Genomic DNA, 13,928 nt, shown 5'->3' with positions numbered 1-13,928 from the left:
ACGGGACTGCCGTCCCAGTTCCGCCCGGAAGACGAAGGAAAGGAGCGCATGAGGGCGAACCTGCCAGCCAACACGCCGCCCGCGCGGAACTGGCGCCGCGGCGTCGCCCGGTCGGCCCTCTGCGGGGCGACGGGTGTGCGAAGAGGGGTTCGGGTGTTCGGTGCGGCGTCGCCGTTTCAGGTGATCTGCGACGGCCTTGCGCCGGACGTCAGCCGCCGACGGAGCCGGGCTGATCGTGGCCGTGGCACAGCGTGGCGAAGAGCTGCTCGAACGGGGTTCCCAGGGCATGCGAGAGGGCGTGCCAGGTCTTCAGGGTGCCGATGGTGCGGCCCTGCTCGATCTCGATGACCGTGCGCCTGGCCAGGCCGCTGCGGGCGGCGAGCTCGTCGTACGTCCACCCGCGCACGGCCCGCAGACGCGCGAGCTCCAGCCGCAGCGCGTTGAGGTCCGGATCGGGCGGCAAGATCGTCACCTGTCCATCCGACGGTGCAGACCCCTGCCCTGTCAGTGCAGACCTCTGCCCTATTTGCCCAGGTGGTGGCGGCGACTGAAGTGCAGAGGTCTGCACTACGGTGTCCGCCGCCGCCCGTTCCCCGGCAGACAGCGGTCAGGCATCGAGAGGAGGGCACCCGCCCATGAGGCTGCGCGCGCTATGCCCCGCGACATCACGGGCCTGGACCGTGGAACTGCGTTCACACACAGGCGGGCTCACCTTCGTCTGCCAGCAGTGCCTCGGCGGCGGCCCAGTCGCAGCACCATCCGCTCGCGCGGCCGCCCTCACTCATCTCGCCCGGCACGCCCGCAGCGAAGTACTCGCGCCCCACCTGAGGACCTGTCAGTGCCACGAACGAGGCTGCCGTTGGCACCGCCGCCGCCACCGCGGCTGCTCCGGCCCCGTCCGGCTGCTTCTCGCCTGCGAGCGCGGGGGCCGGGTGTGGCGGCTCGCCGACGCCTGCACCGCCTGCGCCGCGGCAACAGCCAACGCCGCAGTGGTCCCCGACACCGCCCTGCTCATCCCGCGGCTGACACCGGCCACATCCCGCCGACAGCGTCGGCGCAATGAACCGGACGGGCGGACCAGGGTCCGGGAAATGTTCAGCTATCTGGCTGCCGCGCTCCCGGCTGGAGCCTCGCCCGCCACCCGACTGATCGCCCTTCAGTGCGCTTTGCGTATGAACGCCAGCATGCGGGTGAGCCTCCCCCTGGGCCTGCTGCGCAGCCTTCGGCTAGGCGGCAACCCGAGCCCCTGGCAGGAACTGGAACAGGCGCGATGGCTGTGCCACCTCCCCGATCGCGAGACCGGCGAGGTGGCCGCCGTACTGCTGGACGCCGCGCTTCTCGGCCAGGCACCCACCCGCCCCGACCGCTGCCATGCGGCGGACTGGGCGCTGCGCGCCGGTTGTCCGAGCCGGGCCGGGGTGCTCGGTCCGCTCCTGCAAGTGGTGAGTGTCTACCTCACGTCACACAGCCACCCCGAGACCGGCCAGGGACTGAATGAAGCTGACCGGACAGCGCGCGAGTGCGGTATCCAACCCGCAGAACTGCCTCACGTGCTAGAGCAGTTGGCTGCGTTGGGGCTGCTGAACTCGTGGCGCATCACCGCTGATACGGAAGATCTTGGCTGGGTCATGAGGGCTCCGCAGTGAAGGGGAAGCCGAGGGCGGAGCAGAGATGGGCGGAGAAAGGCTTGGTGAGGTACGTGCCGCCCCGCTTTCTGGAGGCGGCTGAGCCGGACCCTCGTGGACCGATTGCTCGTTCGCTCCGCCATGCCGCATCCTGCCCGTCTGTTCGGGCCAGGTCACCTGCCAGATCGGACAACATGTCCGCGTGCCGAGGGCCGGGCGATCCACGACATCGCATCGGTCTACGCCGTGCGGTTGCTGCGACGCTGGCGCCAGCCGGGGTCGAATCGGGGCGCCGGCTGAGGCGGAGGGTCGCTCTGGTCGCGGTCGTTGATCTTCATCATGTTGTCAAGCAGCCACAGCATGCGCAGGAAGCGGATCAGCGCGAACGACATGACTGCCTCGAAGAGATAGCGTGCCGAATGCGCATCGGTCTTGTTGTCCAGCCCCTGAGCGGCGAGGCAGCCCACACAGATCACGGCGGTGGCGACGAGCAGCGCCTTCCAGTTGCGTCGCAGTTCGTTTTGGTAGTGGCGCCGCGCGGCGCGGATTCGTTCCCCGTTGCTGGAGAGGTAGATGGAGATCGCGATCGAGCTCAGCCCTCCGATCGCGGAGACGACGCCGGCGGCGGTCCCGTACAGAGAGACACGCTGTTCGGACTCGATCCAGGACAGCCAGTCGCCTCTCCCTGAAATCTGCACAGTTGCGACGTGCCCTGACACCAGCAGAAGGGCGATCACGTAGTCCCACCACACGGCCTCTGACCATCGGTCGACGAGAGACTCCCGTACGCTCACGCACCGCCCCCTATCACATGTCAGCGCAGGTCAGCCCCCACAGCCGCCCGCAGCTCGCCCTCGTGCTCGGCCGCTACGTCAAGGATCGCATCCACCGCTGACAAGATCCGGATGGAGTTCCCCTCGTCGTCGACCGCTGAGACCCGCCGCTTCGCCGTGATGTGATGCTCCGTCAACTCCACGAGGCGGCTGCGCTCTACACCGTCCGCCTCCGCGAACACCAGCTTGGCCCGAGCACGGTCAGCGGCCCCGGGGGCCACCGGCGCGATGTCCCTCAGATCGTCCAGCAGCGCCTGACGGTCCTCGTCCCGGCCCTTGCCCCGCGGCACACTGATGATCATCGTGACGTTGATGTCGCCGTAGGCCTCGTGCGCCAGCCGCAGGAAGCTCGCCAGCCGCCCGGTGCGGTTACGCAGCGCCGATGCCTTGTGGTTTCCGATCTTGATCTCGATACGAGACGCCCCGTGCGCAGTCCCCAACCGTTCGACCTCGGCCTTCGACAGCACCGGACGGATCGCCAGCCGTGCGTCGGGAAACAGGTGCAGCTCGTTGAGCCAGGTCTCCAGTCCTTTATGCGTGGGGGCCGAAACGGAACCCTGCATGATGCCCACCACATTCCCGAACGGCAGGAAACAGATCGCAGAAGTGTCCACAAAGCCGCGGCTGGCGTTCTGCTCAAGCTCGCGCCACTGGCCGGTGCTCCAATCCATCATGCTCAGCCACTCCGTGGCGTCCTTGACCCGGTGCAACAGCAGATGATCCTGTTCGCGCACAGTGGCCACCGAGCCGACCAAGGTCACCTCCTTGTCGACCATCCGCTCCTGCAGGGTGGCTGTGGCCAGATCACTCAGAGCCCTGTCCCACTCCATGGGAGGCACCCGCACCTGTTCCCCGGAAGCGCCCGCGACGATCTCGAAGAAGGCGATCGTGCGCTCGGGCATGCGTCGGATGGAAGCCACCGCGTCTCCTCGGTCATGCACGCGGGCCGGCCTCAGGAGAGGGAACGGGCGTGCGGGCGGGTGCAGATGGACATGTGACGCTAGCACCTGGCGTCGCCCGAACGGTCTACAGCACGCCACCCCTCCCGGACGTCCCCGAATATCCCGAATGTACATTCCAGAGCCCGGCAACATTTCGACTGATCGCACGGCTGTACGCGCACTTCCTCGACCACGTCACCGGCGCCCGCAGCGGCACGCCGCACACGCGCCCGCACCAGGTCATCATCGTCGACAACGACCTGCCGTCCCTGCCCGCGCAGATGCGCCGCCAGATGCACACCACCGAGCTCACCCGGGACAATCCGCTGGTGCCCTGACCCGCATCACGCGATCACGGCCGGGGATGGTCTCCGCTCTCGGACACGTGGCCGCGGCGGTGGGCCCGGTGCGGAGACTCGATGCACCGCGTCGCCCGCCAGCCGCAGTCCGGCCGTAACCCACCCTCCAGGACTGCGGGACACTACAAGAAAGCTATGCGGATCACTCATAAATAATGTATGAATCGCATGAATCTGATAGGGTGGGGTCATGGGAATGTCCTTGCCGGAACGGGTGCGGCTGGTGGTGGCGGCACTGATGCACGCCTCGGGCGAGTCGCAGGCGAGACTGGCCGAGGCGCTGGGGGTGACGCAGGCGCAGGTGAGCCGCCGTCAGTCCGGGGCCGCGGCCTGGACTCTGGCCGATTGCGAGGCGCTGGCCATGCACTACGGCATGGATGTCCTGGACTTCCTGGCGGGCCCGACCCGGGCATGCGAGGCACTGCCCGACGCGCGCCGCGCCGGACGGCGACGGCCGCCCGTGAAGGGAGAGGCGCGGTGAAGCCGCAGTTCGAGGCGATCGATGCTCTGCTGGCCGCGGCCCGCAAAGAGGCCGAACTGCCCCCGGCCGAGCAGCGCCGCGCCCTGCGTGAAGCGCTGGACCTCTCCCGCGCGCAGGTGGCCCGGGCGCTGGGGGTGAGTCCCTCCACGGTCGGCGGCTGGGAAACGGGCCGCGACCCGGCCGGTGACATCCGTGAGCGCTACGCCTACTTCCTCAATGGCGCTCAGGCCAAGCTCGCCGGCCTGGATGCCGCCCGGCAGGCCGAAACCGCTGTTCACGCCGACCTCCCTCAAGCCGGGCCCGCCACGTCGGGCGGCGACGCTGCGACGGCCGCGGAGCAGCCGGGTACGGCAGATCAGCCGTACCCGGCGCCGGAAGCCGACGACGTCGAGGACCTGGGAGTGCCCCGGCCGTGCGTCCTGTGCGGGCAGCCCGCCCGCCACCAGGTCGCCGGATTCCCGCAGCACCTGGACCCCGCCGCGTGCGCGCCGCAACCGGCTCCGCCAGCTGCGAATGTCCCGGCGAGCCGTCCGTCCCGCCCCGCCGCGCCGGTGAGAACGGTGTCTGTCGCCCGCCGTGTGCAGGCCGTATCCGACCTGCCGGATCCGATCGCGGCGGCCGTGGCCGAGGCGCTCGCAACGCACGAGGGCGATGTGGAGGCGGCGACGGCAGCACTGGTCAAGCGGGCGATCCCGGACGCGATGGCCCTGCTGGACGACTGCCGCAGGGGCGGCCGCTACGCCATCGTCGCCCACCCCTGGATCCCGGACATCCTGCGCAAGCCCTCCGCCCGCGGTGCCGACCAGATCTGGGAGGCCCGCCCCAAGTGGACCCGCCCCGAACTGCCTTCCGGCACGCACGAGGTGACGGCCCTGGACATCAACGGCGCCTATCTCAGCGCGCTCAAGACGCACCTGCCGATCGGCCAGCTGGAACACACAGCCGGCAACCACCATGACCGCCGCCGCGCCGGCGTCCACCTGATCACCCCGCCCGCATGGGAGCACGACGCCTATCTGCCCAACCCGATCGGCCAGCGGGACGAGCCCGGCCCGCTCTGGGTCACCGAACCCACCCTGCGCCTGCTGCTGCGCCTGTCCGGCCCCAGGTACGGTCTGTGTGAACCGCCGCAGATCCACGAGTCGTTCACCTCGGGCGCGACCGAGAGCCTGCTGGAGAAGTTCCGTATCGCGCTGAAGGACGCCCGGGAACGGGCGCTCGCCGAGGGCGACGAGGTGACGCTGGAGTATGTGAAGGCGATGTACTCCAAGTTCGTCTCCACGATGGGGGAGTCGAACTACAACCGGGAGCTGTACCGCCCCGACTGGATGCACCTCATCCGCTCCCAGGCCTTCGCCAACCTCTGGATGAAAGCGCACAAGGCGCACGACGAGGGCCTGACGGTCGTCCGCGCGATGGGCACCGACGAACTCCACGTCATCGGCACCTGGAGGACGGTCTTCCCCGAGGGCCGCGGGGTCTTCGAGGTGAAGGTCAAGGACGTCTACACCGTCGGCGCCGCACCCGCAGACCCGGCCGCCGCCCACGAAGCCGCGGACTGAGAACCGACAGAGAAGAAGGACCTTCAAGTGCCCGAGCGCACAGCGGAGTTCGGCAAGTACGGCGCCAGCGGAATCAAGGGCCACGAGGCCATCGCACGCCGGCTCGACGCCCTCGCCGACTTCATCACCACCCCTGTCACCACCCGGCGGGGCCTAATGGCCCGCCTGCACTATCTGACCCGCACCGCCCACGCCCGCGTCGCCGCCTACGACGCGGGCCTGACCGTCACCGGCCGCACCCTGAAGGCATGGCTGGCCGGCACCCGCAGCCCGACGAAGCAGAACCTCGCCCGGATCGACGACGCCTACCGCACCGTCCGCCGCCGCAATGTCGCCCGCTACCTCTTGGCCCGCCTCAACCGCGCCGGCCGGGGCACCCATGTCGAGATCCACCCGCTCAACCAGTCCGGCGTGCGTCCCTCCCACCAGCGGGTCGTGGAATTCCGCACCCTCAACATCCGCCGCTGGGACGCTCTCGTCGCGGCCTGGTCCACCGGCGACGACCGGGCCCTGGATGACGCCTGGATCGAGCAGATCGTCGACCTCGGATCGCAATGGGGCCAGTACGAGTACGTCACCAACATCGGCTTCGCTGCCTGACCTCCTGTAAGTTCGTATGTCGCGTGTCCCCTCCGGCAGCGAGTGGCATTGCCCCGGTCGACTGGCTTCCCCGTACACCATGAGAGGCGCAGCACGATGGCGAACCGCGACGCCGTCACACTCGACGACCCGGTGGGCGAGTCACTCCGCGGTCACCATGCACATCTCGCCCGCCGACTCGGCCGGCCTGCCACCTCCTGCCCGGGAGTCTGACCACATGGCCGGTGACGTCCCAAGTCCGTGCGAGTCCTGGCCGGACGGCGGACGCGGATTCCGAGAAACCCTCGATCGGATCGGTGACACGTGGTCGGTCCTGGTCATCGGTATCCTCAGCCATGGCCCGCTCCGCTTCGGCGCCCTGCACCAACGGGTACCGGGCGTCTCCCAGCGGATGCTCACCCTCACGCTGCGCCACCTGGAACGTGACGGCATCGTCTCCCGCACCGCCCACGCCGAGGTCCCCCACGTGTCGAATACGCGCTGACCGCGCTCGGGGAGAACCTGCGTGAAACATCCGTGCCCAACGCCCAGTGGGTCACCGGCCACAACGACGAGATCGAAGCTACCCGCCGTCACTACGACGCCCGCTGACGCCCACGCTGGCCGAGGATCCGTGTCAACCAGTTTTCGCGAGCTGCGATCATGTCGTGCGAGATGTCGGCCTTCGGCGCTATCCACTCGAACGAGTGGTATCCGCCTGGCCAGACGTGCAGTTCGGCCTCTCCGCCAGCTGCCCAGAGCGCGCTCGCGAAGGCCACGTCTTCGTCGCGGAACACTTCCGAGCTGCCGCAGTCGATGAACGTCGGGGGCAGTCCGGAAAGGTCCTCCGCGCGAGCCGGTGCCGCATAGGGAGAGACGTCCGCTGTGCCCCTGCGCTCTCCCAGCAGCGCCGTCCAACCGGTTTCGTTGCTCCGGCGATCCCATAGTCCCGTGTCCTCGAACTGCCTGGCGGAGACGGTCTGGTCGCGGTCGTCGAGCATCGGATACATGAGCATCTGTCCGCGTACCGGCGGCCCGTTCCTGTCGCGAGCGAGCAGTGTCACCCCTGCCGCGAGTCCCCCTCCCGCGCTGCCACCGACAATGATCAACTGGCTCGGATCGATGTTCAGTTCGCGTGCGTGGGCAGCCGTCCACTTCAGACCGGCGAAACAGTCCTCGACGGGCGTCGGGTCAGGGTTCTCCGGCGCCAGCCGGTATTCCACGGTGACCGCCACCGCGTTGAAGCGATGCAGCCAGTCGAAGAGCATGGGAGTGCCGAGCCAGCGGTCGCCGCTGATCATTTCCGCCGCCGTGGATGTGGTACAAGCCCGGACCGGTGCCTTTGTGCCCCTCGGGCCGCAGGACCGACATCACTATGGTCGCGCCGTCGAAACTGGTGAGGTGAACGTCCCGGCGCTCCACCCGCGCGGTCGAGAAGTCGTGGTCGGTCAGCGTGGCGAGGGGATCGGCCCGCAGCGCGGGGATCATGTCCATGGTGACGGACGGGCCAGGGAGGCCGATCAGGTCCAGCGCGGCGAGCAGTTCACGGTCGTACGGTGGGCGTTGCATCCACGTGGTCCCTTCCCAGAAGCGTGCGTGGTGGTTGGTCTGCGTCGGCCTGCGGGAGGGCCCCCGAGGGTGGCCCTCCCGCAGACCTCGTCGTCAGGCCGGAGGCTCGGCGTTCAGCCGGACCTGAGCGGTCGGGCAGTCCTCCGCGCTGACGGTCACCACGATCTCTCCGGCGCCCGTGGGGCGGATCACCGCGAGGGCCCGTCCGCCAAAGGTCGTGTGTGCCCCCTTGGCGGAGAACGTCTCCTCCGTTGCCGGTCGAGCCGTGCCTACTCCGAGGACGGTTCCGGGTCCGTTCACATCGACGGTGAAGGGACGGTCGGTTCCAAGACGGGTCACACCGTTGCCGCCTTCCAGGCGGATCGTGATGAACGCCAGGTCGTCAGCGGTCGCGCGAATCGTCGTACGGTCCGAAGCCACGGCGACGCGGACGGGACCTTCGGCCGATCGCAGGACCTCTTGGCCGACCTCCTTCCCGTCTGACCGGGCCGTGGCAATGAGTTCTCCCGGCTCGAAGGGCACTGCGAACGTGGCGCGGCATCGGTGGGCAGGGCCTGCCGGGGACGTCCCGAGACAGCGGCCGTTCAGGCTCAGCTCGACTTCGTCGGCTCCGCTGTAGACGGTGACCTTGAGGGGGTGCCCCGGCGGAAGGTCCCAGGACCACGACGAGACCACGTCCTCCCACGACCACGGTCCGCCCACCGGCCGCAGCTCCGGAGGGTGTGGACGGTGTACCGCGATATAGGGGTTGCGGCGCAGTCCGAAGACAATTTCCCGGAAGTAGGAGGCCGGGCGGCGGAAGCCCGTGATGTCGATGCCGCCGACCGAGGCGAGCATCCATGGAAAGGCGCCGCTGCTTCCCGGGAAGACAGCTTCGCCGCTGTACTCGGTCCGGCCGATTCCCGCTTCACCCAGGTAGTCCCAGCCTGTCCAGGTGAAGTCGCCGATCACGTGATCGTTCTCCAGCACCTTCGGCCAGTTCACGTCGATCCGGGTGCTGAAGGTCTCCGTGCCGACGATGACGCGGTTCGGGAACTCGGTGCGCTCCATGGCGTAGCGGCCGTCACCGTAGTTCAGCCCCGCAACGTCCACCGACCCGAACGTCTCCGCGGTGCGTGTGCTGACCAGATCGGAGGCCGAGACGTGGTCGAGCATGGCAACCATCTCCGCCAGCGCGCCGTTGCCGTCCTGTGCCTGAGCGGGATCCATCGGCGGGAGCTGGTCCATGACGGCGAACAGAGGGTTCACGCTGTTGGTCGTGAACCGGGTGGGATCGAGGTCGTGCAGTTTCTGCGCGAGCAGGGCGGCCGATGCGCGCGCCCAGGCTGCGCGCGGTCTCGGGAATCTCGTTGCCGATCGAGTAGAAGACGACGGAGGGGTGGTTGAAGTCCTTCGCGACCATTTCCTCCAGGTCCCGCTCCCACCACTCGGGGAAGGCGATCGAGTAGTCGAACGGTGTCTTCGACTCCGTCCACACGTCGAAGGCCTCGTCCATCACGAGCATGCCGAGCCGGTCACACGCATCGAGCAGTTCCGGGCTCATCGTGTTGTGTGCGCTCCTGATGGCGTTGAAACCGGCCGACTTGAGCAGTTCGACACGCCGTTCCTCGGCCCTGGCGATCGAGCGCGAGCCGATCACACCGTTGTCGTGGTGGACGCACGCGCCACGGAGCTTGACAGATTCGCCGTTGATGCGCAGTCCGTGGCGGGGGTCCAGCTGGAGCCGGCGGATTCCGAACGTCACCGTATGCTCGTCGGTGGTCCCGCCGTCCTCGACGGTGACCCGGACGTTGTGCAGGTTCGGCTGGTCCGTGCTCCACAGCGCGGCGTTCTCCACATACAGGCGCCTTCGGACCACTCCCGTCTCACCCGCGATCAGGCTTATGGGCACCTGCTCCTGGGCCAGGGTTGTTCCGTCCGGTTCGCAGATCACCACCGAGACCGCGACCGTCCGCGTGTGCAGGGACGCGTTGCGGACCTTTGCCTCCACTTCCACGAGGGAAGCGGAACTGTCGACTTCCGGGGGTCGTCACGCGCACCCCGTCGACCGGCACGTGAACGCGTGGACCACAGTGCAGCCAGACGTTCCGGTGGATGCCCAGGCCGGTGTACCACCGGGAGTCGCGGTGCGCACGGGCCTCGACCCGGATGGTGTTCTCGGTGCCGAACGAGGGCCGCCTTCTGATGAATGCGGACCTGATCATCAACCACGTCCGCGGGCGACCTGTGCTCACAGCGTCCGACCGGCGGCGCAGCGCTCATGTGCTCGCCCGGGCGCAGCCCGAGTCCGTGCACGGTTTCGAGATCAAGGCCGCAGCATCCCGGTGGCGCGGCCAGTGGTCGGGCGGACGGGAGTCGGGAGGGGCGGCCCGCCCGGCGCGGCGCCCTTGGTCGGGCTTCGAGTGGAGGCGGAGCGCGAACGTGTTGGTGACCGTCACGCGGTTGGCCGGTCACTCGCATGGCGCGTCGCCGGCAGGGCTCTTTGTTCTGGCCCTGTTGACCGGGTTCCTTGTTGATGGCCCTGGTGCATGCTGTCTCCTTCATCCGTCTGGGCGGGGGACCGTCCGGACTCATGGGGTGGTGGCCCGCCAGCGGCCGGGATCACCGGATCGGCCGCGGCATCGTGGTGTGTGCTGCCATGGTCTGAACGAAGGTGCCGGGACAGCCGGCGGACGGTCCGGCATGTGCCGCCGTACCAGCAGGATGTCGTTCGATTTCGGCATGTGCTTGCGAGGAGCCCCGGGGCTTCGGCCCCGGGGCTCCTCGCATTCTCCGGCTCGTGGCGATCAGGCCATGATCCGCGCACATGCGCTCACCATGGCCCGCCCGGCATCGCGTGCACGATCTCCGCCTGGTCGCGCTTGGTGTGCGCCTGCCAGTAGTGCTCGGCGATGGTGGCCGCCTCCGTGCCGGGGCCCGAACCGATCATGACGCCGATGGCCACATGGGTGGCGTGGACACCGTGTTCGGCCAGATCGATATTGAGTGCCAGGGCGTAGTTACGCAGTGCCGCCGCGGCGATTCCGATGGAGCCGAATGTCCCGCCCAGCGGCCGGACCGACGACGCCCCAGTGGTCAGCATGAGTGTGCCGCTGCCACGGCTGAGCATGCCGGGCAGTACCTGGCCGACGGCGGCGAGGGCGCCGTAGACGTAGTGCTCGAACTGCGGCTGAAGGTCCTCGCGGGCGGTCTCCAGGACGCTGACGCCGCCGAGGGCGTGGTTGGCCGGGGAGTACTCCAGGACGTCGATCGGTCCGAAACGGCTCTCGGTGGCGGCCAGCGCCTCGCGCAGAGTGTCCGGGCGGGTCACGTCCGCGGTGAAACCGGCCGCCTGAATGCCTTCGTCGGCAAGCCGCGCGACAAGGTCGTCGAGCTTGTCCTGGGAGCGGGCGAGGAGGGCGACCTGGAACCCCTCGGATCCGAAGCGGCGTGCGATGGCCAGACCCATTCCAGGGCCGGCTCCGACGATGGCGATCACTGGCATGAACAGCACTCCTGTCAACAGTGAAGAAAAAAGGAGGGGTCCCTCATGTTCCGGGGTCAACGGTAACATGAGAACCCCCTCACGTTGATAGGCTGCGGATATGGCCACCGATCCGCCCTCCGTCACCGCGGGGCCCCCGCCCGCCCGGCCGTTGCGACGCGACGCCCAGCGCAACCGCGACACCCTCCTCGCGGCGGCTCGTCGCGCCTTCGCGGAGGAGGGGCTGGGGGCGTCCCTGGAACAGGTGGCGAAACAGGCCGGGCTGGCCATCGGCACGCTGTACCGACACTTCCCCACCCGGCTCGATCTGGTCCAGGCGGTCTTCGCCGACAAGCTCGGCGTCTGGTACGGGGCGGCGGAGCGGGCCGTCGTCATGGACGACACCTGGGAGGGCTTCTGCTTCTTCCTGGAGACGATGTGCGAACTCCAGTCGGGCGACCGGGGGTTCAGCGGCCTGGCAGGAACCCGGCTGCCGGAGGTCGCCTGCCTGGCCGGAACCCAGACCCGCATCCATGAGCTCGGTATCCGCATCGTCGAGCGCGCCCAGGAGCAGGGCACGCTGCGCCCGGACGTCACACCCGAGGATGTGGCCTTCGTGATCTGGTCCGTGGGCCGGGTCTCCGAGGCGACCCAGGACGTGGCCCCGGAGGTGTGGCGACGCCATCTGTACTTGCTGCTCGAGGGGTTCCGCGCCGGACGCGTCCATCCACTGCCCGTACCGTCACTGACTCCGGAGCAGTTGTACGAGGCCATGGCGCGCCCGGGTGATCTGATGGGCCGCACTCCCTGACAGCGAGCCACCGTGCGCAGGGCGGAAGGCGCCGGGACGAACCCTGCTCGCCGTCCCCCTCGCAGCACAGGGGAACCTCCGGCTTCCGGTCTGTATTCGGCAGCAGGAGTCCGCTTCGGTACTCTCCGGTCGCCTGTGACAACGTGCCCATGAGCAGGAAGCTCTGATGAGTGGTGACAGCGGCCGTCATGGCGGGCGCCTGTCCACTGCGGTGACACCCGTGCTGCTCCCCCCGGCCGCATGTGCGGTTGCTGGTACCTCTGTACCTGTTGGCCTGGATGGCCGGGGGATGAGCGCCGCGAGGGCGACGGCGAAGAGCGCTGCGCCACAGCCGATGGCCATGACGGTCCTGAAGGCGCTTTCGGACGGCACGGCGGTGGGGCCGAGCGGGGTCGTCATTTGAGAGAAGATCACCCCCGCCACAGCGCTTGAGAGGGATGAGCCGATGGTCCGGGCGAGGGTGTTGAGACTGTTGGCCGCGGCGGTCTGGGACGGTGGCACCGCGGCCATGATCAGGGAGGGTATCGAGCCGTAGGCGAAGCCGACGCCGGCACCGACGACGCAGGAGACCAGTACCAGGTGCCAGATCTCGGACATCAGCACGAGGTTGAGCGCGTAGCTGGTGGCGACGACGAAGGCGCCCAGCATCAGTGTGGCCTTCGGTCCCCATCTGCTGGACACGCGGGCCGACGCCCCTGACACCACCATCATCACCAGGCCCTGCGGAGCCATGACCAGACCTACGACCAGCAGCGACTCGCCCATGCCGTATCCGGTGGCGGCGGGTAGCTGCATCAGCTGGGGGATGACCAGCATCATCGCGTACAGCGAGAATCCGAAGACCAGCGCGGTGACATTGGCCAGCAGTACCTGACGGCGCGCCGTGGCGCGCAGATCCACCAGTGGCTGGGCGGCTCGAAGTTCGTACCGGCCCCACAGCAGCAGGACGACGGTGCCGGCGGCGAACAAGCCGAGCGTCGTGGCGCTGCTCCAGCCCCAGAAGGCGCCCTTGGAGACCGCAAGGAGCAGGCACACCAGAGCCGTGGAGAGACCGAGAGCGCCGGGCGTGTCGAACCGGCCGCCCGTGCGCACCTGCGACGCGGGGACGAACAGCAGAACGAGCACGGTGACGACGGCACAGATCGTGGCCGCGGTCCAGAAGAGGGCGTGCCAGGAGGCGTTGTCCGCGATGAGCGCGGCGGCGGGCAGGCCGAGGGCGACGCCGACGCCGAGGGAAGCGCTCATCATGGCGGTGGCGGAGGTGAGGCGTTCGGCGGGCAACTCGTCGCGCATGATGCTGATGCCGAGCGGGATCACTCCGGCCGCGAGTCCCTGCAGCGCCCGCCCCACGATCAACGGGGCGAGGGTGTCACTGAGGGCGCACAGCACCGATCCGGCGCACATGACGGTCAGGCTGGTCAGCAGCGCTCGGCGTTTGCCGTACATGTCGCCCAGGCGCCCTGCCACCGGGGTGGCGACGGCTCCGGCGAGCAGGGTGGCGGTGACGGCCCAGGTGGTGTCCGAGGCCGAGGCGTTCAGCAGCCGGGGCAGGGTCGGGACGATCGGAAGCACCAGCGTCTGCATCAGTGCGACGGTGATGCCGGCGAAGGCCAGCACGGCCACGATCGCGTTGGGCCGCGACGGGGAGGAAGCGCCGGTGTCGTCGTCATTCGGGCGGGCGGCGGATACATCGGGCATCTGGAGG

General features: G+C 68.8%; 14 protein-coding genes and 1 pseudogene. 7 read left to right on the top strand and 8 right to left on the bottom strand.

Going from position 1 to position 13,928, the window contains the following annotated elements; genetic code table 11:
- Window positions 1-208: 208 nt before the first annotated feature.
- On the bottom strand, window positions 209-472 hold the full coding sequence (locus ACWD4G_RS36855; RefSeq protein ID WP_451301449.1) for a helix-turn-helix transcriptional regulator: 264 nt from the start codon (window positions 470-472) through the stop codon (window positions 209-211).
- Between the two features lie 619 nt (window positions 473-1,091).
- Between ACWD4G_RS36855 and ACWD4G_RS36850 the strand changes: the two genes are divergently transcribed.
- A complete protein-coding gene (locus ACWD4G_RS36850) occupies window positions 1,092-1,646 on the top strand; it encodes a hypothetical protein (protein WP_451301447.1) in 555 nt (184 codons plus the stop codon).
- Between the two features lie 218 nt (window positions 1,647-1,864).
- Here ACWD4G_RS36850 and ACWD4G_RS36845 read toward each other — a convergent pair whose 3' ends face one another.
- Both ACWD4G_RS36845 and ACWD4G_RS36840 read right to left on the bottom strand, forming a co-directional pair.
- Window positions 1,865-2,362 carry a hypothetical protein gene (locus tag ACWD4G_RS36845; RefSeq protein ID WP_416980975.1) on the bottom strand — a complete coding sequence of 166 codons (498 nt, stop codon included), beginning with the start codon at window positions 2,360-2,362 and terminating at the stop codon, window positions 1,865-1,867.
- A 77-nt stretch (window positions 2,363-2,439) separates the two neighbouring features.
- A complete protein-coding gene (locus ACWD4G_RS36840) occupies window positions 2,440-3,360 on the bottom strand; it encodes a hypothetical protein (protein ID WP_451301445.1) in 921 nt (306 codons plus the stop codon).
- 92 nt (window positions 3,361-3,452) lie between these two features.
- On the opposite strand from ACWD4G_RS36840, the gene ACWD4G_RS36835 reads away from it, so the two are divergent.
- The 5 genes from ACWD4G_RS36835 (at window position 3,453) to ACWD4G_RS36815 (ending at window position 6,885) form a co-directional block, all read left to right on the top strand.
- Window positions 3,453-3,737, top strand: a complete 285-nt coding sequence (locus tag ACWD4G_RS36835) for a hypothetical protein (protein WP_451301443.1) — start codon at window positions 3,453-3,455, stop codon at window positions 3,735-3,737.
- Between the two features lie 211 nt (window positions 3,738-3,948).
- Window positions 3,949-4,239 carry a helix-turn-helix domain-containing protein gene (locus ACWD4G_RS36830; protein ID WP_451301441.1) on the top strand — a complete coding sequence of 97 codons (291 nt, stop codon included), beginning with the start codon at window positions 3,949-3,951 and terminating at the stop codon, window positions 4,237-4,239.
- Entirely contained in the window at window positions 4,236-5,801 is a 1,566-nt protein-coding gene (locus ACWD4G_RS36825) for a helix-turn-helix domain-containing protein (RefSeq protein ID WP_451301439.1), read from the top strand. Before ACWD4G_RS36830 ends, ACWD4G_RS36825 begins: the two co-directional genes overlap by 4 nt.
- Before the next feature lie 27 nt (window positions 5,802-5,828).
- Complete coding sequence (locus ACWD4G_RS36820; protein WP_451301438.1) at window positions 5,829-6,401, top strand: transcriptional regulator; 573 nt, start codon at window positions 5,829-5,831, stop codon at window positions 6,399-6,401.
- A gap of 217 nt (window positions 6,402-6,618) precedes the next feature.
- Window positions 6,619-6,885: a winged helix-turn-helix transcriptional regulator gene (locus ACWD4G_RS36815; RefSeq protein ID WP_451301436.1), complete on the top strand. Its 267-nt coding sequence runs from the start codon at window positions 6,619-6,621 to the stop codon at window positions 6,883-6,885.
- A 91-nt stretch (window positions 6,886-6,976) separates the two neighbouring features.
- On the opposite strand, the gene ACWD4G_RS36810 is transcribed toward ACWD4G_RS36815, so the two are convergent.
- The 4 genes and pseudogenes from ACWD4G_RS36810 to ACWD4G_RS36795 all read right to left on the bottom strand — a co-directional run bounded on the left by ACWD4G_RS36810 (window position 6,977) and on the right by ACWD4G_RS36795 (window position 11,433).
- Window positions 6,977-7,681: an alpha/beta hydrolase gene (locus tag ACWD4G_RS36810; protein WP_451301434.1), complete on the bottom strand. Its 705-nt coding sequence runs from the start codon at window positions 7,679-7,681 to the stop codon at window positions 6,977-6,979.
- 361 nt (window positions 7,682-8,042) lie between these two features.
- Window positions 8,043-9,104, bottom strand: a complete 1,062-nt coding sequence (locus ACWD4G_RS36805) for a DUF4982 domain-containing protein (RefSeq protein WP_451301432.1) — start codon at window positions 9,102-9,104, stop codon at window positions 8,043-8,045.
- Window positions 9,013-9,960: pseudogene (locus ACWD4G_RS36800) on the bottom strand (glycoside hydrolase family 2 protein); the annotation flags it as partial. The pseudogene ACWD4G_RS36800 and the gene ACWD4G_RS36805, both read right to left, overlap by 92 nt.
- Window positions 9,961-10,761: 801 nt before the next feature.
- On the bottom strand, window positions 10,762-11,433 hold the full coding sequence (locus tag ACWD4G_RS36795; RefSeq protein ID WP_451301430.1) for an SDR family NAD(P)-dependent oxidoreductase: 672 nt from the start codon (window positions 11,431-11,433) through the stop codon (window positions 10,762-10,764).
- Between the two features lie 100 nt (window positions 11,434-11,533).
- On the opposite strand from ACWD4G_RS36795, the gene ACWD4G_RS36790 reads away from it, so the two are divergent.
- A complete protein-coding gene (locus ACWD4G_RS36790) occupies window positions 11,534-12,223 on the top strand; it encodes a TetR/AcrR family transcriptional regulator (RefSeq protein WP_451301428.1) in 690 nt (229 codons plus the stop codon).
- Between the two features lie 186 nt (window positions 12,224-12,409).
- On the opposite strand, the gene ACWD4G_RS36785 is transcribed toward ACWD4G_RS36790, so the two are convergent.
- Complete coding sequence (locus ACWD4G_RS36785) at window positions 12,410-13,921, bottom strand: MFS transporter (RefSeq protein ID WP_451301426.1); 1,512 nt, start codon at window positions 13,919-13,921, stop codon at window positions 12,410-12,412.
- Window positions 13,922-13,928: the final 7 nt, after the last annotated feature.

This window comes from Streptomyces sp. NPDC002643, assembly GCF_053592555.1.
The sequence above is the reverse complement of the archived record's forward strand: the minus strand, read 5'-3'. Positions and strand labels throughout refer to the sequence as shown.